The sequence below is a fragment of the Mesorhizobium sp. M6A.T.Ce.TU.016.01.1.1 genome (assembly GCF_003997065.1).
In the GTDB taxonomy this organism is placed as follows: domain Bacteria; phylum Pseudomonadota; class Alphaproteobacteria; order Rhizobiales; family Rhizobiaceae; genus Mesorhizobium; species Mesorhizobium mediterraneum.
The window spans coordinates 1-19785 of the sequence record NZ_RZTJ01000030.1 but is presented as its reverse complement, the minus strand read 5'-3'; the positions used below and the strand labels follow the sequence as shown (position 1 = coordinate 19785).

24 protein-coding genes are annotated in these 19785 nt (G+C 62.1%); 12 read left to right on the top strand and 12 right to left on the bottom strand.

Translation table 11 applies throughout. The features are described from left to right. Positions 1 to 57: 57 nt before the first annotated feature. Entirely contained in the window at positions 58 to 303 is a 246-nt protein-coding gene (locus EOC94_RS30445; RefSeq protein ID WP_029354249.1) for a zinc-finger domain-containing protein, read from the top strand. Positions 304 to 319: 16 nt separating this feature from the next. Further along, positions 320 to 1549, top strand: coding sequence for an FAD-dependent monooxygenase (locus tag EOC94_RS30440; RefSeq protein ID WP_126107073.1), 1230 nt, complete (start codon positions 320 to 322; stop codon positions 1547 to 1549). 245 nt (positions 1550 to 1794) lie between these two features. Here EOC94_RS30440 and EOC94_RS30435 read toward each other — a convergent pair whose 3' ends face one another. The 5 genes from EOC94_RS30435 to EOC94_RS30415 all read right to left on the bottom strand — a co-directional run bounded on the left by EOC94_RS30435 (position 1795) and on the right by EOC94_RS30415 (position 6842). Then, positions 1795 to 2472 carry a TIGR02117 family protein gene (locus EOC94_RS30435; protein ID WP_127295205.1) on the bottom strand — a complete coding sequence of 226 codons (678 nt, stop codon included), beginning with the start codon at positions 2470 to 2472 and terminating at the stop codon, positions 1795 to 1797. Positions 2473 to 2575: 103 nt separating this feature from the next. Further along, a complete protein-coding gene (locus tag EOC94_RS30430; RefSeq protein WP_095489299.1) occupies positions 2576 to 3379 on the bottom strand; it encodes an amino acid ABC transporter ATP-binding protein in 804 nt (267 codons plus the stop codon). Between the two features lie 21 nt (positions 3380 to 3400). Continuing rightward, complete coding sequence (locus EOC94_RS30425; protein ID WP_126107075.1) at positions 3401 to 4558, bottom strand: amino acid ABC transporter permease; 1158 nt, start codon at positions 4556 to 4558, stop codon at positions 3401 to 3403. A 4-nt stretch (positions 4559 to 4562) separates the two neighbouring features. After that, positions 4563 to 5750: an amino acid ABC transporter permease gene (locus EOC94_RS30420; protein WP_126107076.1), complete on the bottom strand. Its 1188-nt coding sequence runs from the start codon at positions 5748 to 5750 to the stop codon at positions 4563 to 4565. A gap of 63 nt (positions 5751 to 5813) precedes the next feature. Next, positions 5814 to 6842 (bottom strand): amino acid ABC transporter substrate-binding protein, encoded by a 1029-nt coding sequence (locus EOC94_RS30415; RefSeq protein ID WP_095489302.1) that lies wholly within the window; start codon positions 6840 to 6842, stop codon positions 5814 to 5816. 443 nt (positions 6843 to 7285) lie between these two features. Between EOC94_RS30415 and EOC94_RS30410 the strand changes: the two genes are divergently transcribed. From EOC94_RS30410 to EOC94_RS30390, 5 genes are all read left to right on the top strand, one after another. After that, positions 7286 to 8455, top strand: a complete 1170-nt coding sequence (locus tag EOC94_RS30410; RefSeq protein WP_127295203.1) for a cystathionine beta-lyase — start codon at positions 7286 to 7288, stop codon at positions 8453 to 8455. A gap of 188 nt (positions 8456 to 8643) precedes the next feature. Continuing rightward, a complete protein-coding gene (locus EOC94_RS30405; protein ID WP_126107077.1) occupies positions 8644 to 9732 on the top strand; it encodes an HPP family protein in 1089 nt (362 codons plus the stop codon). Positions 9733 to 9853: 121 nt separating this feature from the next. Then, positions 9854 to 10525 (top strand): RNA polymerase sigma factor, encoded by a 672-nt coding sequence (locus EOC94_RS30400; protein WP_127295201.1) that lies wholly within the window; start codon positions 9854 to 9856, stop codon positions 10523 to 10525. A gap of 98 nt (positions 10526 to 10623) precedes the next feature. Beyond that, positions 10624 to 11148 carry a DUF4142 domain-containing protein gene (locus tag EOC94_RS30395; protein WP_127295199.1) on the top strand — a complete coding sequence of 175 codons (525 nt, stop codon included), beginning with the start codon at positions 10624 to 10626 and terminating at the stop codon, positions 11146 to 11148. Then, positions 11145 to 11474: a cupredoxin family copper-binding protein gene (locus EOC94_RS30390; protein ID WP_095489306.1), complete on the top strand. Its 330-nt coding sequence runs from the start codon at positions 11145 to 11147 to the stop codon at positions 11472 to 11474. Before EOC94_RS30395 ends, EOC94_RS30390 begins: the two co-directional genes overlap by 4 nt. Before the next feature lie 45 nt (positions 11475 to 11519). Here EOC94_RS30390 and EOC94_RS30385 read toward each other — a convergent pair whose 3' ends face one another. Next, positions 11520 to 12320 carry an SDR family oxidoreductase gene (locus EOC94_RS30385; RefSeq protein WP_127295197.1) on the bottom strand — a complete coding sequence of 267 codons (801 nt, stop codon included), beginning with the start codon at positions 12318 to 12320 and terminating at the stop codon, positions 11520 to 11522. Positions 12321 to 12490: 170 nt separating this feature from the next. Here EOC94_RS30385 and EOC94_RS30380 point away from each other — a divergent pair, with 170 nt between their 5' ends. After that, positions 12491 to 12988, top strand: a complete 498-nt coding sequence (locus tag EOC94_RS30380; protein ID WP_245465688.1) for a MarR family transcriptional regulator — start codon at positions 12491 to 12493, stop codon at positions 12986 to 12988. Positions 12989 to 13094: 106 nt separating this feature from the next. Then, entirely contained in the window at positions 13095 to 13484 is a 390-nt protein-coding gene (locus tag EOC94_RS30375; protein ID WP_127295195.1) for a YkvA family protein, read from the top strand. 76 nt (positions 13485 to 13560) lie between these two features. On the opposite strand, the gene EOC94_RS30370 is transcribed toward EOC94_RS30375, so the two are convergent. After that, positions 13561 to 14376, bottom strand: coding sequence for a crotonase/enoyl-CoA hydratase family protein (locus EOC94_RS30370; protein WP_095489310.1), 816 nt, complete (start codon positions 14374 to 14376; stop codon positions 13561 to 13563). A gap of 90 nt (positions 14377 to 14466) precedes the next feature. Here EOC94_RS30370 and EOC94_RS30365 point away from each other — a divergent pair, with 90 nt between their 5' ends. Next, entirely contained in the window at positions 14467 to 15051 is a 585-nt protein-coding gene (locus tag EOC94_RS30365) for a TetR/AcrR family transcriptional regulator (RefSeq protein WP_126107081.1), read from the top strand. A 32-nt stretch (positions 15052 to 15083) separates the two neighbouring features. Here EOC94_RS30365 and EOC94_RS30360 read toward each other — a convergent pair whose 3' ends face one another. Continuing rightward, positions 15084 to 16310: an anion transporter gene (locus EOC94_RS30360; protein ID WP_127295193.1), complete on the bottom strand. Its 1227-nt coding sequence runs from the start codon at positions 16308 to 16310 to the stop codon at positions 15084 to 15086. A 540-nt stretch (positions 16311 to 16850) separates the two neighbouring features. After that, complete coding sequence (locus EOC94_RS30355; protein WP_126107084.1) at positions 16851 to 17141, bottom strand: hypothetical protein; 291 nt, start codon at positions 17139 to 17141, stop codon at positions 16851 to 16853. 266 nt (positions 17142 to 17407) lie between these two features. Here EOC94_RS30355 and EOC94_RS30350 point away from each other — a divergent pair, with 266 nt between their 5' ends. After that, positions 17408 to 17644: a hypothetical protein gene (locus tag EOC94_RS30350; protein ID WP_126107085.1), complete on the top strand. Its 237-nt coding sequence runs from the start codon at positions 17408 to 17410 to the stop codon at positions 17642 to 17644. Positions 17645 to 17935: 291 nt separating this feature from the next. Here EOC94_RS30350 and EOC94_RS30345 read toward each other — a convergent pair whose 3' ends face one another. Continuing rightward, a complete protein-coding gene (locus EOC94_RS30345; protein ID WP_127295191.1) occupies positions 17936 to 18145 on the bottom strand; it encodes a hypothetical protein in 210 nt (69 codons plus the stop codon). Between the two features lie 463 nt (positions 18146 to 18608). Here EOC94_RS30345 and EOC94_RS34245 point away from each other — a divergent pair, with 463 nt between their 5' ends. Next, positions 18609 to 18773: a hypothetical protein gene (locus EOC94_RS34245; RefSeq protein WP_164547239.1), complete on the top strand. Its 165-nt coding sequence runs from the start codon at positions 18609 to 18611 to the stop codon at positions 18771 to 18773. Positions 18774 to 18831: 58 nt separating this feature from the next. Here EOC94_RS34245 and EOC94_RS30335 read toward each other — a convergent pair whose 3' ends face one another. Continuing rightward, positions 18832 to 19029, bottom strand: coding sequence for a hypothetical protein (locus tag EOC94_RS30335; RefSeq protein ID WP_127295235.1), 198 nt, complete (start codon positions 19027 to 19029; stop codon positions 18832 to 18834). Positions 19030 to 19104: 75 nt separating this feature from the next. Continuing rightward, positions 19105 to 19404, bottom strand: a complete 300-nt coding sequence (locus EOC94_RS30330) for a DUF1236 domain-containing protein (RefSeq protein WP_126107088.1) — start codon at positions 19402 to 19404, stop codon at positions 19105 to 19107. Positions 19405 to 19785 lie beyond the last annotated feature (381 nt).

The following is a 19785-nucleotide window of genomic DNA, read 5'->3' as shown; positions in this document are numbered from 1 at the left end:
GTAGAATTTTGATTTTGCGCATGATCCGAGGTCATGCGGCAAATTTAGGAGACGACGATGGCAGGCGGTTCCATTCCCCATTTCCAGAACGATGCGGGCTATGCGGCGATCGACATCGGCGTCAAGGAATTCATGTGCACCGGCGCCAATCCGCCTTTCGACCATCCGCATGTGTTTCTCGACATGGGCGACGACAATGAAAAGGTCTGCCCCTATTGCTCGACGCTTTATCGCTATTCGCCAAAGCTGAAGGCGACGGAAACGCAGCCTGCGGGATGCCTGTATATCGACCAGGCCGCCTGACGCGCACGTCATCCCTATGGACGACACGCGGTCCGGGCAGGTCGTCATCGCCGGAGCCGGCGTCGCCGGACTGACTGCGGCGCTGGCATTTTCCGAGCGCGGCTATCTGGTGCGGCTGTTTGAGCAGGCGCCGCGCCTCGAAGCGGCCGGCGCCGGCATCCAGCTCTCACCCAACGCGACGCGCATCCTTCGCCAGCTCGGCGTGCTCGACCGGCTGTTGCCGGCGGCGGTGCGGCCGGAGGCGGTCGTGCTCAAGGACGCCGCCACGCTGCGCGAGCTGGCGCGGGTGCCGCTTGGCGAAGCAGCCGAAAGGCGCTGGCAGGCGCCCTATCTCGTCGCTCATCGGGCTGATCTGCAAGAGGCGCTGATGGCGCGCCTTGCCGAACAGCCGGACATCAGTCTCGTCACCGGAGCGCGCGTCGGCGGCGTCGCGGCAGGACCGCACCATACCACGGCAACAGTCGAGATTGCCGGCAAGACCATCGAAGCCGACGGCTTTCTGCTGATCGGTGCCGACGGCGTCTGGTCGGCGATCCGTGCCTTCGGCGGATTTGCCGCCCAAAGCCGGTTTTCGGGCGAGCTTGCCTGGCGCGCGACGGTCAGCGCAGACAGTGTCGCGGGAGAAGCCGTTGCGGCGGTTGGCGCCGCCAATTGCGTGACCGCCTTCCTGCATCCCGGCTTCCACCTCGTCGCCTATCCGGTCAGCAATGGCGCGGCGTTCAATCTGGCCGCCTTCACCAGGGGCGAGATCATCGCCGAGGGCTGGTCGGGCCACGCCGACCCCGAAATCCTCGTCGGCGCCATGCGTGGCACGGCGGCAGCACTGGCCCGGCTTGCCGAGGATGCCGGCCTGTGGACGGCATGGCCGATCCATACTGTTGACCAGGCACAGCCATGGACGACGCCCGCCGGTATCGCGCTGATCGGTGATGCGGCGCATGCGATGACGCCGTTTGCGGCGCAGGGCGCGGCGATGGCGGTCGAGGATGCCGCAACCCTTGCCGGCTTTATCGCCGCCTCGCCCGCCGATCCATGGGGCGCGCTTGCTGCCTGGGAAAAAATGCGGCGGCCGCGCATCGCCAAAGTCGCCCGCCGCGGCGCCGTCAACCGCTTTGCCTGGCACGCTTCCGGGCCGGTGGCGGTCGCGCGCAACCTGTTCCTGAAGCTGCGCTCGCCCGAAAAGCTCGCGGCGGATTTGGACTGGCTCTATGGCTGGCAGGCGCCGGACTCTGGCGATCGGCGATGAAAGCTCGATAGGCTGGCGGGACAGCGCCCCCCTCTGTCCTGCCGGACATCTCCCCCACTTTGGGGGGAGATCGGCCGCCACCTCGGCTTTCGCCAATCTCCAACGTTGCAGGATGAAGCGCAGCGCCGAAACTGCCAATCTCCCTCCTTGTGGGGGAGATGTCCGGCAGGACAGAGGGGGGCGCGAAGGAATGAGGCGCTTTTGCCCCACTCAGCAATGCCAAGCCGACTGATTGCCCGGAACTCTCAATTGTAAATCCTTATCGATAGGTCCAGCGTGGCCGACAGCGGATTCCACCAGCCTGTCCGCAGGCCGGCGATACGCAGAGCAGCCGCGGTCCAGGTGTTGCAGCCGACCAGCGCGTTGAAGTGGCCGTTGGCTTCGTAGAAGCGATCGAACCTGGAATAGGCGGCGTTCTCGATCAGGATCGGGCCGTTCGGCCCTTGCTGGAAACTCGCGGCGATGAAGTCGAGCAGCGCCGCAAAACGCTCCTCGGCGATGTCGAAGCCGGCAACGTCGGGGTGCGGCTCGGCAATGTTGCCGGCGACATCGACATGCATCACCGAAGCGTCAAGGGTCAGCGCCTTCATCACCGGCACGGTCTTCAGCTCCGACCAGCTCGGCGTCTCCAGATAGAAGGCGCGGCCGCCCCAGCCGAAGACGATGTAGCGGACTTCGGCCATGTCGGTGGGAATGCCGCCATCGACCAGGAAATGGAAGCGCTTGCGCACATCGTCGTCGACCGGAATGGCGATATCGGTGTGGATCGGATTTTTCAGCACCAGGATGTGCCTGGTGGCGATGGGATCTGCGGCCGCCGCCGGCAAGAGCGGCCGTGGAATGAACGTGCCCAGCATCACGGCGAGCACGATCGCCACCACCGGAATGGCGAGAAAACGCCCAATGAGGGATGGCTTCTTCATGGGCGACGGTCTTGCAATCGGCTCTCGATCGCCGGCTGACAGCTCAGACGCAAAAGAGCCCGGCCGGGTTTCGGCCGGGCTTTTTCGATTTGCGCGAGAGCGATCAGTGCAGGATCTGCGACAGGAACAGTTTTGTACGCTCGTGGCGCGGATGGTCGAAGAACTCGGCCGGCGTATTCTGCTCGACGATCTGGCCCTGATCCATGAAGATCACCCGGTTGGCGACCTTGCGCGCAAAGCCCATCTCGTGGGTGACGCAGAGCATGGTCATGCCCTCTTCGGCGAGGCCGACCATCGTCTCCAGCACTTCCTTGATCATTTCCGGATCGAGCGCCGAGGTCGGCTCGTCGAACAGCATGATGCGCGGGTTCATGCACAGCGAGCGGGCGATGGCCACGCGCTGCTGCTGGCCGCCGGAAAGCTGGCCGGGATATTTGTTGGCCTGTTCCGGGATCTTGACGCGCGTGAGGAAGTGCATGGCGATTTCCTCGGCCTGCTTCTTCGGCGTCTTGCGCACCCAGATCGGCGCCAGCGTGCAGTTTTCCAGGATGGTCAAATGCGGGAACAGATTGAAGTGCTGGAACACCATGCCGACCTCGCGGCGCACCTCGTCGATTTTTTTCAGATCGTTGGTCAATTCCTTGCCGTCGACGAAGATTTTACCCTTCTGGTGCTCTTCCAGCCGGTTGATGCAGCGGATCATCGTCGATTTGCCGGAGCCCGAAGGGCCGCAAATGACGATCCGCTCGCCGCGCATCACCTTCAGGTTGATGTCCTTCAGGACATGGAATTCGCCGTACCATTTGTGCATGGCGATGATGTCGATGGCGACATCGGTGGTGGAAACCTGCATCTTGGCGGCATTGACCTTGATCTCTTCCGCGCTGACTGCATTTTCTGTGGCCATGGAAGGTTCCCTTTTTTGTTCTTAGCGTTTGTAGCTGGTGTCGAGCCGGCGTTCCGTGAACATCGAATAGCGCGACATGCCGAAACAGAACAGCCAAAAGACGAAGGCAGCGAACACGAGGCCGGACCTGGCCGTCTGCGGCGTTGCCCAGTTGGCGTCGGAAAAATTCTGTTTGACGACGCCGAGCAGGTCGAACATCGAGATAATTGAAACCAGGCTGGTATCCTTGAACATGCCGATGAAGGTGTTGACGATGCCCGGAATGACCAACTTCAGCGCCTGCGGCAGCACGATCAGGCCCATCTTCTGCCAGTAGCCGAGGCCGAGCGAATCCGCCCCCTCATACTGGCCCTTGGGGATCGCCTGCAGGCCGCCGCGCACCACTTCGGCCATATAGGCAGCGGCAAACAGCGACACGCCGATCAGTGCCCTGAGAAACTTGTCGAAGCTGACGCCGGCCGGCAGGAACAGCGGCAGCATGACGCTGGCCATGAACAGGACGGTGATCAGCGGGATGCCGCGCACCGTCTCGATGAAGATGACGCACAGCATCTTGACGATCGGCATCTTCGATCGCCGGCCCAGCGCCAGCACGATGCCGAGCGGCAGCGAAACGGCAATGCCGACGAAGGACAGGCTGAGCGTCACCAGAAGCCCGCCCCACAACGAGGTTTCGACATGCGGCAGGCCGAACACGCCGCCAACCAGCAGGATGAAGGCAAAGATCGGCAGCGCCCCGAAGAACAAAATGGCGTTCAGCCCCTTGCGCGGCACCTTCGGGATCAGCAGCGGCACCAGAAGTGCCACGAACAGGATGGCAACCAGGATCGGCCGCCAGCGCTCATCGATTGGATAGCGGCCGAACATGAACTGGCCGAACTTGGCGTTGACGAAGGCCCAACAGGCGCCGGACCAGCCGTCCGGCTGGATGCCGCCCTGCGCCACCGTGGCGCAAAACGTGCGGTCCGTGCCAGTCCATTGGGCGTTGATGAAGGCCCAGCTGATCAGTTGCGGCAGGATCATCGCGACCAGCACGATGCCGATGATGGTCATGATCGTGTCGCCGGCCGAAGCAATCAGGTTCTTGCGTATCCAGGCGCCCAGGCCGCGCTCGCTTGACGGCGCCGACTGTGCCAGAGCCATTTCGACGCGGACAAAGGAAAGGTCGTGCTCCTGCATGTCCCTACCTCTCCACCAGCGCCATTCTGGCGTTGACCACGTTCATGATCGCCGACGTCAACAGGCTGAGCGCGAGATAGACCACCATCATGATCAGCACGCACTCGATCGCCTGGCCGGTCTGGTTCAGCACCGTGCCGGTCGTCGCCGTCAGGTCGGGGTAGCCGATGGCGATGGCGAGCGAAGAGTTCTTGGTCAGGTTCAGATATTGGCTGGTCAGCGGCGGAATGACGATGCGCATGGCTTGCGGGATGACGACAAGCCGCAGGATCGATCCCGGGCGAAGCCCGAGCGCGCCGGCTGCCTCGGTCTGACCCTTGCTGACGCCCATGATGCCGGCCCGCACGATTTCGGCGATGAAGGCCGCCGTATAGAAGGACAGCGCCAAATAGAGCGACAGGAACTCCGGCTTGACCTGAAAGCCGCCAGTCAGGTTGAAGGTTGATTGCTTTGGATAGTCAAAGCTCAGCGGGAAGCCGCTCAGCGCGTAGGCCAGCAACGGCAAGCCGACGATCAGAGCCGCCGATGTCCAGAACACCGGGAACTGCTGGCCGGTCGCCATCTGCCGCTGACGCGCCTTGCGGGCGACGAACCACGCCATGGCAATGCCGAGAAGCAGAGCGACCAGGATCAGCCAGGAGCCTTCGCCCCAGATCGGACGCAAAAAGTAGAAGCCGCGCTGGTTGAGAAAAGAGCCGAATGGCAAATTGATGCTTTCGCGCGGCGGCGGCAGCACCGAAAGCACGCCGGAATACCAGAAGAAGATGACCAGCAGCGGCGGGATGTTGCGGAAGACCTCGACATAGACCATGCAGATCTTGCGGATCAGCCAGTTGTGCGAAAGCCGGCCGATGCCGAGGATGAAGCCAATGATGGTGGCGGTGATTATGCCGGCGCCGGCAACGATGAGCGTGTTGATGAAGCCGACCACAATGGCGCGGCCATAAGTCGAATCCGACGAATAAGCGATGGCGCTGTCACTGATGTCGAAGCCCGCGCGGCCCCTGAGGAAGCTGAAGCCTGATGCAATGCGCAGGCGCGTCAGATTGTCGATGGTGTTTTGGACGATCCACCAGACCAACGCCACCAGCACGATGACGACCACCGCCTGGAAGAATATGCCGCGGACCTTCGGATCATTGATAAAGGAGCCGCGGCTTGGCTCCTCGCGAAGAATTTCCTGCGATGCCATTCGACCATCCCCTGGAAAGAGAAACCGGAAGGCAGGAAAGCTGCCTTCCGGATCACATTTCGATCAGCGGATCGGCGGAGCGTATTGCAGGCCGCCCTTGGTCCACAACGCGTTGATGCCGCGCGCGATCTTCAGCGGGCTGCCCGAACCGACATTGCGTTCGAACATTTCGCCGTAATTGCCAACTGCCTTGACGATGTTGACGACCCAGTCGTTGGAGACGCCGAGATCGGTGCCGATCTTGGTGTCTGCTTCCTGGCCGAGCACGCGCTTGATCTCGGGATTGTCCGAGGCCTTCATCTCCTCGACATTGGCCTTGGTGATGCCGAGTTCCTCTGCCTGCAATAGCGCGAAATAGGTCCATTTGACGATGTGGTACCACTGGTCGTCGCCCTGGCGCACGGCCGGTCCGAGCGGTTCCTTGGAGATGATCTCGGGCAGCACGACGTGGTCGGCGGGTGCGCCAAGCGTCAGGCGGATGCCGTAGAGGCCGGACTGGTCGGTGGTGTAGACGTCGCAACGGCCGGCGTCATAGGCGGCGTTGACCTCTTCCAGCTTTTCGAAGACGACGGGGTTGTACTCCATCTTGTTCGACTTGAAATAGTCGGCAAGGTTGAGCTCGGTCGTGGTGCCGCTCTGCACGCAGACTGCCGCGCCCGAAAGCTGCAGCGCGGAATTCACGCCCGGCAGCTTCTTGGCGTTGATCATGAAGCCCTGGCCGTCATAGTAGGTGACACCGACGAAGTTCAGCCCAAGCGCCGTATCGCGGTTGATGGTCCAGGTGGTGTTGCGCGACAGGATGTCGATCTCGCCTGACTGTAGCGCGGTGAAGCGTTCCTTGGCGCTGAGCGGCGTGAACTTGACCTTGGTGCCATCGCCAAAAACGGCGGCCGCGACAGCGCGGCAGAAATCCGCATCGATGCCTTGCCAGTCGCCCTTGTCATCCGGCGCCGAGAAGCCGGCCAGACCGGTCGAGACGCCGCATTGGATGAAGCCCTTGGCCTTGACGTCGTCGAGCGTGGCCGCCGACGCGGCCGAAGCCACCAATCCAAGCGCGGCGGCGCCCAGAATGCCGATTGCAATGTGTTTCATAACCCACAGACCCTTTTCTGTTTTTTTCAGGCGAACCTGACTTTTTTTCGGTGTGAATGCAGCTTCCCGTTCCGGCCCATTCCCGGAACCCCGCATCGCAACCAACGCGCTGCCTCCCATTCACGAACTGCATCGAAGGCGATTATTCCTGTGAGGTCAAGGAAAATGACCGAAACCGAAAGAGATTGAAAACCAATTGCCGCAAATGCCCGAATTGCAGACAAACACGCCTGGAAATTAGTCAGCCGTGCGAACAAAGCCGGCAAAATCCGGCCAACGCAAATCGGGGCTGGGGCCTTTGAAATTCGCCTTCGGAAGGCTGCGCATTCCTGAGTTGCCATGGATCAATTGGTATATCCGAAGTCCGCCGCCTGGCGAGCGTCGGGCGGTTGCGCGGCCAATGCCGCCGCACTATGGCTAGCGCTTGATCAGAGGCGAAGCGAATGACAAAAGACGGCAACGAAATGGGCATCAACACACGGCTTGCCCACTCGGGCAACAATCCGCACGACTATTTCGGCTTCGTCAATCCGCCGGTGGTGCATGCCTCGACCGTGCTCTATCCCAACGCGGCGACAATGGCGGCACGCAGCCAGAAATACACCTACGGCACGCGCGGCACACCGACCACCGACGCGCTTGCCAGCGCCATGGACGGGCTGGAAGGCTCGGCCGGCACAATTGTGGTGCCGTCTGGCCTGGCGGCGGTGACGGTGCCGCTGCTAGCCTTCCTGTCGGCGGGCGACCATGTCCTGATCGTCGATTCTGTCTATCATCCGACCCGCAATTTCGCCGACACGATGCTGAAGCGCCTGGGCGTTGACGTCGAGTATTACGATCCGCATGCCGGTGCCGGCATAGCGGCGCTGATCAAGTCCAACACCAGGGTCGTGTTCACCGAATCGCCGGCCTCCAACACTTTCGAGGTGCAGGACATACCGGCCATCGCCAGCGCGGCACACGCCGCCGGCGCGATCGTCATGATGGACAATACCTGGGCGACGCCGCTCTACTTCCGCCCGCTCGACCACGGCGTCGACATCTCGATCCATGCGGCGACGAAATATCCGGCCGGCCATTCCGACGTGCTGCTCGGCACCGCATCGGCCAACAAGGCCTGCTGGAAACAGCTTTGCGAGACCTTCTACACGATGGGCTGCTGCGCCGGGCCGGACGACGTCTATCAGGTGCTGCGCGGCCTGCGCACCATGGGCGTGCGCCTCGACCATCATCAGCGCAGCGCACTTGATATCGCCGGCTGGCTGGAGGGCCAGCCGGGCGTAGGGCGCGTGCTGCATCCAGCGCTTCCCAGCCATCCCGACCATGATCTCTGGAAGCGCGACTTCTGCGGCTCAAGCGGCATTTTTTCGATCGTCCTTGCGGGCGGCGGCCAGAAACAGCAGCATGCCTTCCTCGACGCGCTCAGGATATTCGGCCTCGGCTATTCCTGGGGCGGCTATGAGAGCCTTGCGGTGCCGGTCTTCCTCGGCGACCGCGTCGTCGCCAAGGGCCCTTATGACGGCCCGCTGGTGCGCCTGCAGATCGGGCTCGAGGACGTCGATGACCTCAAGGCCGATCTTGCGCGCGGTCTCGCCGCGGCGAAGGCGGCATAAGCGGGGAACTGCCGCCGCAGCGGCCCTGCATGCGCCGGGTCTCGGCCGCATCAGCAAGATTATTTCCCGAAGCTGTGATTTTCCGGATCGGTTTGGCTTTCAAATCCAACATTCTGGCCTCATTGCGAGGCCATCAGCCGCAAGCGGCACGTCCCAAACCCAGTTTCGCCACCAGAGTTGTCAGTACCATGGCCTTTCGCCTCTTTGTCCCAATACTTGCCGGCGCTACGCTGCGCGAGCGGATCATCGCCTGTATCGGTGCGACGATCGGCATTGCGTTGACCGGCGCGATCAGCGGTCTGGTGCTCGGTAGCGGCCCGCATGTGCCGCTGCTCGTGGCGCCGATGGGTGCCTCGGCCGTGCTTTTGTTCGCGGTGCCGGCGAGCCCGTTGGCGCAACCCTGGTCGATCATTGGCGGCAACACCATATCGGCGCTCGTCGGCGTGCTCGTGGCGTATTTCGTGCATGAGCCCATCCTTGCGATGGGCATTGCGGTGTCATTGGCCATAGCCGCCATGTCGTTCACCCGCTGCCTGCATCCACCAGGTGGGGCTGCCGCCCTGACGGCTGTGATCGGCGGACCGGCCGTCATCGGTGCCGGCTTCCTGTTTCCTTTCGTGCCGGTGGCCTTGAACTCGATCGTGCTCGTCGCGCTCGGATACGGCTTTCACAAGTTGTCGCGACGGACCTATCCACATGTGACGGTGGCCGCGCCAAAAAACAGCCACGGCACCATCGATCCACCCGCTCAGGAGCGTATCGGCTTCCGGCCCGAGGACATCGATGCTGCGCTTGGTACCTTGGAGGAGACATTCGACATCGACCGCAACGATCTCGAACGGCTGCTGCGGCAGGTGGAGTTGCAAGCGATGGTGCGTACGCACCGGACCTTGCTGTGCAGGGACATCATGTCGTGCCATGTAATTTCGGTCGATGAACACGCTCGCGCCGACCAGGCACGTCATTTGCTGCTCGCCCACAACATCCGGACGCTGCCGGTCGTCGATTCGGAGGCCAGGCTTGTTGGCGCCGTCGGACTGCGAGAACTGGCGTGGGCCTCGGATACGGTGAAAAGCGTGACAAAGGCCGTGGCAACCGCCTCGGCGAGCGCGCCTGCCATGGGCCTCCTACCCGTGCTCACCGACGGCCGCAGCCACGCCGTCGTCATCATAGACGACAACAGGCGCATCCTCGGCCTGATCACGCAGACCGATCTGCTGGCCGCAACGGCCCGCACGCAAACTGCAGACAGGCTGCTGGCGGAAGCGGTAGCGTAGTCGCTGCCGGCCGCCGGCTGCCGGAAAATGTCGGGAACCTTTTCCCGGCTAGGCCGTCCAATGTTTCGATCGGAGGATTTGCTTCCGGTCAGGAGATTGGCTTGCGATGAGGAAACCGGTCATGTCGGCTGTCTTGACCGTCATGCCTGCCGCAGCTGGCGAGATGCAGCTTGTCGGCCGCGCGCTGGCACGGGAGGGCGGAGCCTTCCGCACGATTATCAAGATGCACAACCAGCGACTCTATCGTATCGCCCGCAGCGTCGTTCGCAACGACAGCGAGGCTGAAGACATCGTGCAGGAGGCTTATGTCAAGGCCTTTGCCCATCTCGGGGATTTTCGCGGGGAATCCTCGCTCGCCACATGGCTGTCGCGCATCGTCATCAATGAGGCGCTTGGGCGCTTGCGCAAAAGACGGCGAACGGTAGCCATGCCGCAAACTCCACACGCCGAAATCATCAAATTTCCCCTCGATCCCAGCGACGATCCGGAGCGGACGATGGCGCAACGGCAAATCCTCGAGCTTGTCCAACGGGCGACCGATCGGCTTCCCGATGTGTACCGGACAGTGTTCGTGGCGCGGGTGATCGAGGGTCTCAGCATCGAGGAGACCGCCGAACTGCTTGATGTGCGGCCCAAAACCGTCAAGAGCCGCCTGCACCGCGCCCGCGCCCTCGTGCGCAAGGCGCTGGACGATCAGATCGGCCCGGTGCTGCTCAATGCCTTCCCCTTCGCCGGCCGCCGGTGTGAACGGCTGACCGCCGCGTTGATGCAGCGGCTTGGCTTTACAGACTGATTTTTCCCGAATTCCCGGGAACGTTTGCCCCCGCCCGGCATCCAATCATCGTCAACTGAAATGCCCGGAGCCAACCGCATCCGGCGAAGGAGAACGTCATGTTTATTCGATCGACCACCGCACTGGCAGCGCTTTTCCTGCTCAGCGCAGCGCCGTTGGCGCAAGCCGCCGACAAGCCGACCGACCCGCAGATCGCCCACATCGCCTACACAGCCGGCGTGCTTGACGTCGAGGCGGCCAAACAAGCGCTGGAGAAATCGAAGAACAAAGAGGTTGTAGATTTCGCCAAAGATATGGTGCGAGACCATGAAGCCGTAAACAAACAAGCGCTTGACTTGGTCAAGAAGCTCAAACTGACGCCGGAGGACAACGCCACCAGCAAGGCGCTGACCGAGGCGGCGGCCGAGGAACGAGCCAAGCTCGCCAAACTCGACGGCGCCGCCTTCGACAAGGCCTATGTCGCCAACGAGGTCGCCTACCATAAGCAGGTCAACGGCGCGCTCAAAACCCTGCTGATCCCCTCGGCCGAGAATGCCGAACTGAAGAGCCTGCTGGAGACCGGCCTGAAGCTATTCCAGGGCCATGAACAGCATGCCGAACATGTCGCCGGCAAGCTGAAATGAGAACAGCACCGACGGCGTCGAAACGGCATCTGTGGGTTGCTTTGGCGCTAACCATTGGTGCCGCACCAGCCAAGGCCGGCACGATTGAGGTGACGATCGAGAAGCTTGTATTTTCGCCCGCAAGCATCGAGGCGAAGGTCGGCGACACGATCGAGTGGGTCAACAAGGACGTGTTCGCCCACACGGCGACCGTCAAGGGCGGCTGGGAGGCTATGATCCCGCCGAAGAAGGCGGCGAGCCTGACGCTGAAGACGGCGGGTTCGGTCGACTATTTCTGCCGCTTCCACCCCAACATGAAAGGCCATCTGACGGTGGCGTCGCCCTAGCCATGCCAGCGGAGACCGCCCTGCGCGCAGCGCGGTCCGGCGGCGTCAAGCCGCCTGGTAGCGAGGCGCCGGTTCGCCGGTTTGTGTCGCGGCGAACAGGGTGGCGCGGGCGGCGTCGTAGGTTTCCCACAGCGCACGGTCGTGGACTGACGGCAGCGTGATGGCTTCACCCTGATCGAACCCTGCCAGGGCCGCGTCGACCATGTCTTCCGCGGTCATCACCACTGCCGGGTCGAACGCTGAAAGCGGCATGCCGGCGAATTCGTAGAATTCGGTGGCGGTCGCAGCTGGAAGAACGAGCTGCAGCCTGACGCCGGTCCCGGCAAGCTCCTCCTGCAGGCCACGGCTGAAGTTCACCACATAGCCTTTGGTGCCGCTATAGAGGGAGGTGATCGGCAGCGAGTGCAGCGCCATGACCGAGGCTATATTGATTATCGCCCCGGCGTTGCGCGACAGGAATGCCGGCAGCGCCGCTCGGGTCAGGCGCGTCAGCGCCGTGATGTTGAGCGCGATCGTCGACGCGGCATTCTCGTCGGACGTGTTTATCGTCGATCCAAGCGTTCCGTTGCCGGCGTTGTTCACAAGCAGCGTGATGGCGGGGTTGGTGGCGAGCACCTTCTCGACGCGCGCCAAGCCGTCCTCTTTGGTCAGGTCGGCGCTGATCACCTCGACCTTGGCGCCATAGGCCCGCGACAACTCCGCTGAGAGGGTTTTCAGGCGTTCGGCGCGTCGCGCCACGAGCACAAGATCATAGCCACGGGCGGCGAGGCGGTCGGCATAGACGGCGCCGATGCCGGCGGAGGCGCCGGTAACGACGGCGATCGGCTTGGAAGCTGAGTTCGACATGGGTCATCTCCTAAAGTTGAGCACTCAAATGTTGAGTGCTCAACCAACTAGCCAAATCTCTGCCCTATTGCAATGGTTCAGCACTCAACTATTTTGTGAAGATGGGAAAAACGGTCGAATCGTTTGCATCGCTCGAAAGTCGGGACGAGCCCGACGCGGAAGCGCCCGGCATGCCGAACGATTTCGTCTGCATCAATTCGTCGCTGCGTCGTGCGGCGCGGCGGCTTGGCCAGTTGTATGACGTGGCGCTCGTCCCAACCGGGCTGACGTCAACGCAAACGCTTCTGCTCGGCCAGATCGACGGGCTCGGGGCCGTTTATGGCGAGGACGGGCCGACGCTGCAGGTCCTCGCCGCCCGCCTGGCGATCCAGATTTCAGCGCTGACGCACGCGTTGCGGCCGCTTGTGCGCGACGGTCTGGTCGAGGTCCGCCAGGATGCCCACGACCGGCGAACGAAGCATGCCGTGCTGACGCCGCTCGGAAAAGCGCGATACCAGCAGGCATATGTTGTGTGGGTCGAGGCCAACAGGCGCGTCGAGGCGATTTTGGGGGCGGCCGCGGCCGAAAAGCTGAGGAGCCTCGCCGACGATGTCGCCTCGCAGAACTTTCTCGACGCCTATGTTTCGGGCGAGAAGCCGGCGAGCGGCACCGAACCGTCGGAACATTAGAGCGCCACGCGTCGTTTGGGATGCGCCACGGGCCTTAGTCTAGGTCTTTCTTCGACCAGCAACCGCCGCTCGGACGTCGGCGGACAATCTGTGCTAAAGTAACCCTATGAAAGCATGGCTGGAAACGGCAAAGCGCCGGGCGCGCGACATCAAGCTTGATGTCGTCGCCCTGTGGTTCGCAGCGCGCGATCCTCGGGTGCCCTGGTCCGCGAAACTCGTGGCGGGGATGGTGGCCGCCTATGCGCTTTCCCCAATCGACCTGATCCCGGATTTCATCCCGGTGCTCGGCTATCTCGACGACCTGATCATCGTGCCGCTCGGCGTAATCCTGGCCATAAGGCTTGTTCCGCCGCCGCTGATGGACGAGTTTCGAGCGCGGGCTGCCGCGCTCGAAAAACACCCGCAAAGCAGGACGGGAATGTTCTTTATCGTGGCGCTCTGGCTGGCCTTGGCGGCTTTGCTGATCTGGGCGTTCTGGCCCACCCGCGCCAAATAGTCCGATCAGGGCTTCTCCGCAATCGAACGCCTCGAATATCTCCGGAACCGGCTCCAGCGATATGTCCCCTTGTGCCTCACTCACCCGCAGCAGTGCGCGTCCACGAACCGGAATAGCTTGGCTCGCGGCGCGCGATCCAGGCATCGAGCCCTTCGCGCAGATCGGCGGTCGGCGCCATGCGAGCGAACTGTTCGGCCTCAACCATCAACCCTTCCGCGATGGACTGGTTGATGCCGCGCGTAACTGCGGTGAGGATGCTGGCGACCGCCAGCTGTGAATGCCGCAGAATTCGCTGAGCCAGGTCAAGTGCTGCCGGCATCAGGTCGTCGTGTGGAACCACCTGGTTGACGAGGCCGAGTTCGAGTGCGCGCTGCGGCGAAAACGCCTCCCCTGTCAGCAGCAACTCGAGGGCCCGCTTGCGTCCGGCCAGCCTCGGCAGGCGCTGCGTTCCGCCGAACGTCGGCGGCATTGCGAGAACGATTTCGGGTTTGGCGAACGAGGCACGTTCGCTGGCGATGGCGAGCGGCACGGCCTCGGTGATTTCGCAACCTCCGCCGAAGGCAAGACCGTTGACCGCGGCGATGACGGGTTTGCGGAACGCTTCCAGTCTGGCCGTCAATCGCTGCCCACGCATGACGAAGTCGCGCAAGGCGGCATCGGCGCCAAGCGCCACGCTTGCCGAGAATTCGTGGATGTCGCCGCCCGCCGAGAACGCCCGCTCGCCAGCGCCGGTGAGGATGACTGCCCGGATGGAGCCATCGACCTCGATAGCGTCGAGGATGGCCAGCAGGCGGTCGATCAGGGCGTAGTTCAGCGCGTTGAGTTTTTCAGGGCGATTGAGGGTCAGGACGGCAACCCCGTCGCGAACCTCGCTCAGGACAAGTCCGGTCATTTGGCTTCCTTTCCAGCATGCGGTGGCAGGAACAGGAAAGGATCAGGCTCTCGATTGCTTGTATATTCACTAGTCGGTATACATTGCCCCATGCCCCAAGAGCTCAGCCCTACCCGCAAACGTATTGTCGATGCCGCGACGAAGCTGTTCTATGCTGAAGGGATTGGCCGCGTCAGCGTCGATGCCGTCGCCGAAAAGGCAGGCCTCACCAAGCGCACGCTTTACTATCATTTCAAGAGCAAGGACGACCTGATCGCCGCTTATCTCGATGGCCGCGACCAGCCGAATCTGAAGCAGATGGCCGGCTGGTTCGACGCCGCCGAAGGCGGTCCCGATCGCAAGGTCGAGGCGATCTTCACCAATCTGGCACGCGTGGCACGCCATCCCAAATGGAAAGGATGTGGTTTCCTGCGAACGGCCGCGGAGCTCGCCGCCATGCCCGGACACCCGGCGATCAAGGTCGGGTCGCGACACAAGGCGAATTTCGAAAAATGGCTGGCCGGCGAAATGTCAGGCCGCAGCATTTTGGAGCCACAAACCCTGGCGCGCGAAATCGTCCTTCTGATGGATGGCGCGTTCTCGATCATGCTGATCCACCGCAACCCCGACTATATCGAGGCAGCCGGACACGCCGCTGCCATGCTCGTTCGGGCGAGATCCCAAGACAGCGCCTGACGAAGGATTGCTGCCGCGACGATCCGTGCCGGCTAAAACCCAAGCGCCAGCCACGCCGTTCCGGCAAGCAGCGTGACCAGCGTCAGCGGCAGGCCGACCTTGAAGAAGGCGGCGAACGACAGAGTTGTGCCGGAGACCCGCGCGTGCTCCGCGACAATCAGATTGGCGACCGAGCCGAGCAGCGTGAAATTGCCGGCCAGCGTCGAGCTCATCGCGACGATCAGCCAGGCGCGCTCCGGGTTTTCCAGGCCGGGTATGAATGGCCGCAGCGCCAGCACGGCCGGAACGTTGCTCATGATGTTGGACAGCACCGCGGTGAAGCCGGATAGCCGCCAGACATCGTCCAGGCCGAGGTTTTTGGCCGAGGCGATGATGTCAGGGCTGAGCAGCGTCTTCTCGGCGCCGGCGACGACGATGAACAGGCCGGCGAACATGAACAGCAGCGGCCCGTCGATCTCGCGATAGATGCGCGCCGGCTTGATGGCGCGGGTCACCAGAAGAATGGCGCCGCCGATGAGCGCCGCCTTGGCGACCGGCACGTCGGCAAAGAAAGCGATCGCCAGCCCGATGCAGACGACCACCGCCTTCAGCACCTGTCCCGGCAGCATGCGGCCGCGATAGACTTCGGGGCTGAGCTCGGCCTTGCGCGCGAATTCGGCCCGGTAGACGATGCGCACGATGACGATGACGGCGACGAGGCCAAACAGGGCGACGGGCGCCAGGGCCGCCGAGAAGGCCGGATAGGAAATCCCCGACAGCGCGCCTATGACCATGTTCTGGGGATTGCCGGTGATGGTGGCGACGCTGCCGCAATTCGACGCCGTGGCGGTGGCGATCAGATAGGGAATCGGGTTGCGGTTGATGACACGGGTGACGTGGACGACGATCGGCGCCATGACCAGGCAGATCGCGTCGTTGACCAGGAACGCCGACAGAACGCCGGTCAGCAGCGTCACCATCACCAGCAGCATGAATGGCGCGTGCGCATGCTCGATGGCGACGGCGCCGAGTGCGCGGAAAGCGCCCGACACTTTCAGATGCGCCACGACGATCATCATGCCGAGCAGCAGCGTGATGGTGTCGAAATTGATCGCGCGGTAGGCGTCCTCCAGGCTGAGCGCGCCGATGGCGATCATCGCCGCGCCGCCGAGCAAAGCAATGCCTGCCCGGTCGAGGCGCAAGCCAGGTATCCTGCCGATTGCGACGCCGGCATAGGTCAGGATCAAGATCAGCAATGCCGCCGCAGCCATCAATGTCATTCGTGGAAAACCCCCGTTCAGATCCGCCCTGCCCCGCCATTGGCGAACACGGCCCGCCAACGCCCCTCCTCACTGCGGACATGGAATGAACGCAAGCACACAGGAGGTGCCCGCGACGTCGGCGAATCTTATCTGCGAGGCGTGCGGACGATCGGTGATACCTGAAAAAAGACACGGGTTCACGCGCCGTGTCGCAGCGCGATCTGTCACCTATGTCATGGCGCAGAACCGGCTCGACCCATTGCGCGACAGGCCGCTTCATCCCCTTTGGACGCGGCCAGGGGGCGCTTGGACTGCGTTTCCAGAGCGCTCGATGTTCCTTGGCTGGTTCCCGCCAAAGGATTGAAACTCCGTTGAACGGCTTCCTGTTCGCTGCGCTCTTTGCAGAGTGTGGACGCCTCGCCCTCCACACAGAACGTTTTCATCAAGCCCAGGCCCGACGTCCGATATCCTCTCAAACCGTGAAGCCGCCACGATCGCGGCCTCGGGCCTCCGAATAGCGGAGCTGTAGGTTGCGGACCTTTCCCATGAAGGCGTCCTTCAGCCGCCGTTAGCAGGTGCTGCCGGAGCGGGCGCGGCTGGAGCAGGTTCGGCCGGTTTCGCCGGAGCGGGCGCGGCTGGCGCTTCGACCTTGGGCGCTTCGACCGTAGGCGCTTCAACGTTGGGCGCTTCGACCTTTACGTCGATGTCCTTTCCGGTGCCCCCGCCATTGATGTTGATAACGCCAGTGAACAATAGCAGGATCACGATTGCGATGATTGCGAGAACGACGGCGACAGCAGTACCGGCGCCATTTCCGCCTGAGTTAACAACGGTTGGACCGTCAGCCATGACTACCTCTCCTATCTCTGAATTATTACTGTCGGCAAACGGGACCGGCGGGCACTTCGTTCCTCCGCTGGGCTTTGGTCCGAGATGCGGCAAGACTGAAGTCTTTGGGTCAAAGACAGAGGGCTGAGGGCCGGCAACCAGGACCTTACCACTGCATTGGTATTGGGCCGCCGAGCAAAGTCCCTTCATCGGTGGTTCACCGGGTGCCCGCTGTACGTGCACCATCGGCGGGCACCCGATATGACACTCTAACAGCGGAAAGTACTGTGACCCTTATCCAGAGCAGACAGAATGTCGATGAGGTCGCAAGCCGACCCGCAAATGACAATCAAACTCCTAACCCAACAGATTTCTCGGTGGTTGATCTCATCTCGTCGAGCGACGACGAGGTCGCTGCCATTGTCAGGCGAACAGAGCGCCTGGCCCTTGCCGTGATTATAGTAATGGCGATCTTCCTGATCTTTGCACCGGTGGTCTTCATTGCCCTGAGGTATGGGATCTGAGATGTCCGCTTTAGCCCTTGTCCCAAAAATCCTCGTGATTGACGCTGACGATGCCACCGCCGACGTATTTGCGGGTCACCGGCCCGGCCCTCAGCGCGAATGCCAGTATTTCCATAGGAAACAAAAAAACCCGCCGCACAGGAGAGCGACGGGGCGATCAAGCGGTCACCGAGCGCGGGGTGGGTCGGGACTTGCCCGGTGCGCGGATCGTGAAAAATCGTAGGCTGCCGGCTGCGTCGCGTCTACCAACCGGCGGTTGGAAGGATGTGTTTGATTCGGCGGCGCAGCCGCTTACCGTCCCAGCGGCTGTTTGGAAGCTGAAAGAAGTTCTTCCTCGTCCACCACTCCGGCCATGTAGTTGGCAATAATTCGGGACGCGAGCACTTCACGTTGTTGTTCCGATTGGTGGTCAACCTTCAAGCGATCGAACACGCGACCAAGCAGCGCCAGCTCGGATGAATTGAAAATCCCGACAGCCTCGGCCTTTCGTTGAACGGGCATAACCAAGCTTCCCCCAAAAGCGGCATATGCAACAAACAATCAGAAAAAACGAAATCACGGAAGAAAAAACGGACATCTTTCCCAACAACATCCGGGGCGAGATCAGAACCGCGCCTGGAAGATAAGCGGTTGCTTAACAGTTGAATGGGGAGCGGTGGGCCTATCCCCCATCTAGCCCGCCGCTGAAGATCGGGAGCTGCGGCCCGCGCTCTGAGGAGGAGCGCGGGCTATGCTGGGATTCCTATCTCGAGGGATTTCCGCGATCGCCACAAAGTGTCAGCGGACGATGATTATGCATCACGCCGGAGCAGGTGTCGAAGGTGATCCACAAGCGCGGCAGCCATCAGGCAACCCTGACCGAGGCCGCGAAGTATTGCCGCGGCACACTGACCAAACTCTCCGACCCGGGGCCGCCCGCGGGGGCAGCCCGCATCTACCGCGCTCCTGGCGTGGGAGCGGCCAAGTGCGCGTGCTTCTGGAAGATACCAATCTTGTCGGGATAGGTAATCCGGATCTCGCGTCCGCATCCCTCGCACTTGTAATGGGAAACGACCTGAAACCAACTGCCGTTCTTGATGACGGTGAAGTTGCACTGCGGGCATTGGAAAGTCAGGCCAACAGAAAATAGGCTGGGAGAGAGGGACATTGCAGCGCCTCGCATTCTGGATATCTTAAAGGCGGCTTGGTTAGTCCAGCGTCTCGACGAAGGATGCGGCAATCAAATCGTCGGCATCAATTCTACCCTTGCCGTCCTCCATGACGGCTGCGACCTTTCGAAAGGTCTTCAGTTCCTTCTCGGTAATCCGCGCGCCGCGCATCCTCTTGTTGAGGTCGGTCACGCGCATTCGGAGTGCCTTGGATGCTCCAATCTCACGGTTCGACACGATGATCACATTCCTCCGTTGCTGGCTGCCCGCCGCACCTTCCGGCACGGCGAGCTGTCCTCCCAGTCGCTTAGGTTATTCGATGACTTTGATGACCTTGCGTGTGCCTGGATCAACGACAACGGTCCGGTCGTCGACCACCACGTAACTGTATTTGGTGTCGGGAACTTCATGAAGCTCGACTGTATCGGGCAGGGTTGAGCCGATATTGAGCTCTACCCCTGGGATTTTCACCGATGCGAGCGGCTGCTTCTTCACATATTCCCTGACGACGGTCTCCTGCTCGGGCTCGATGATTACGTCCTGAGCGGCAGCAGCGCCGATACCTGCCAGCAGCAGAAACCCTGCGACTGCAGTGGAAAGACGCATTCTCATAGCTTTCTCCTTTATGTGAGATCTCTTGCGATGGACGGGATCCTCTTTGCGCCCGGTCCACTCAAACCTGAGGCAGCCGCAAACGTTCCTTGGTTGGGCTTCGGTCTGATCTGAGACGGGACCTAAGTCTGTCCTGCTTCGTGTAATAGGCCGGACATCGCGTCATCGGGAAAGCGATGACCAAGCCACGCCGCGCCCTACGGAGGGGAAGGACGCGGGCTGATCGGGAGGGGACACCGATCTCGCAGCTTGGTTCACAGGAGAAGATGCTGCAGAAGCCGAACGTCCTCCCCGAGCCGGTGTTCCATACGGAAGTCAAAAAGCCCGCCGCACCTTTCGGCACGGCGGGCGATCAGTCGTTCACCAGGCACAGGGTGGGCG

What these genes read in the sequence shown, in the direction of transcription:
- EOC94_RS30345 (WP_127295191.1), bottom strand. Translation starts at nt 18,145, where the DNA reads ATGCCCGTTCAACGAAAGGCCGAGGCTGTCGGGATTTTCAATTCATCC.
- EOC94_RS30415 (WP_095489302.1), bottom strand. Translation starts at nt 6,842, where the DNA reads ATGAAACACATTGCAATCGGCATTCTGGGCGCCGCCGCGCTTGGATTG.
- EOC94_RS30440 (WP_126107073.1), top strand. Translation starts at nt 320, where the DNA reads ATGGACGACACGCGGTCCGGGCAGGTCGTCATCGCCGGAGCCGGCGTC.
- EOC94_RS30425 (WP_126107075.1), bottom strand. Translation starts at nt 4,558, where the DNA reads ATGCAGGAGCACGACCTTTCCTTTGTCCGCGTCGAAATGGCTCTGGCA.
- EOC94_RS30400 (WP_127295201.1), top strand. Translation starts at nt 9,854, where the DNA reads ATGTCGGCTGTCTTGACCGTCATGCCTGCCGCAGCTGGCGAGATGCAG.
- EOC94_RS30430 (WP_095489299.1), bottom strand. Translation starts at nt 3,379, where the DNA reads ATGGCCACAGAAAATGCAGTCAGCGCGGAAGAGATCAAGGTCAATGCC.
- EOC94_RS30405 (WP_126107077.1), top strand. Translation starts at nt 8,644, where the DNA reads ATGGCCTTTCGCCTCTTTGTCCCAATACTTGCCGGCGCTACGCTGCGC.
- EOC94_RS30395 (WP_127295199.1), top strand. Translation starts at nt 10,624, where the DNA reads ATGTTTATTCGATCGACCACCGCACTGGCAGCGCTTTTCCTGCTCAGC.
- EOC94_RS30360 (WP_127295193.1), bottom strand. Translation starts at nt 16,310, where the DNA reads ATGACATTGATGGCTGCGGCGGCATTGCTGATCTTGATCCTGACCTAT.
- EOC94_RS30435 (WP_127295205.1), bottom strand. Translation starts at nt 2,472, where the DNA reads ATGAAGAAGCCATCCCTCATTGGGCGTTTTCTCGCCATTCCGGTGGTG.
- EOC94_RS30385 (WP_127295197.1), bottom strand. Translation starts at nt 12,320, where the DNA reads ATGTCGAACTCAGCTTCCAAGCCGATCGCCGTCGTTACCGGCGCCTCC.
- EOC94_RS30420 (WP_126107076.1), bottom strand. Translation starts at nt 5,750, where the DNA reads ATGGCATCGCAGGAAATTCTTCGCGAGGAGCCAAGCCGCGGCTCCTTT.
- EOC94_RS30390 (WP_095489306.1), top strand. Translation starts at nt 11,145, where the DNA reads ATGAGAACAGCACCGACGGCGTCGAAACGGCATCTGTGGGTTGCTTTG.
- EOC94_RS30330 (WP_126107088.1), bottom strand. Translation starts at nt 19,404, where the DNA reads ATGAGAATGCGTCTTTCCACTGCAGTCGCAGGGTTTCTGCTGCTGGCA.
- EOC94_RS30355 (WP_126107084.1), bottom strand. Translation starts at nt 17,141, where the DNA reads ATGGCTGACGGTCCAACCGTTGTTAACTCAGGCGGAAATGGCGCCGGT.
- EOC94_RS30380 (WP_245465688.1), top strand. Translation starts at nt 12,491, where the DNA reads ATGCCGAACGATTTCGTCTGCATCAATTCGTCGCTGCGTCGTGCGGCG.
- EOC94_RS30445 (WP_029354249.1), top strand. Translation starts at nt 58, where the DNA reads ATGGCAGGCGGTTCCATTCCCCATTTCCAGAACGATGCGGGCTATGCG.
- EOC94_RS30365 (WP_126107081.1), top strand. Translation starts at nt 14,467, where the DNA reads ATGCCCCAAGAGCTCAGCCCTACCCGCAAACGTATTGTCGATGCCGCG.
- EOC94_RS30410 (WP_127295203.1), top strand. Translation starts at nt 7,286, where the DNA reads ATGACAAAAGACGGCAACGAAATGGGCATCAACACACGGCTTGCCCAC.
- EOC94_RS30370 (WP_095489310.1), bottom strand. Translation starts at nt 14,376, where the DNA reads ATGACCGGACTTGTCCTGAGCGAGGTTCGCGACGGGGTTGCCGTCCTG.
- EOC94_RS30375 (WP_127295195.1), top strand. Translation starts at nt 13,095, where the DNA reads ATGAAAGCATGGCTGGAAACGGCAAAGCGCCGGGCGCGCGACATCAAG.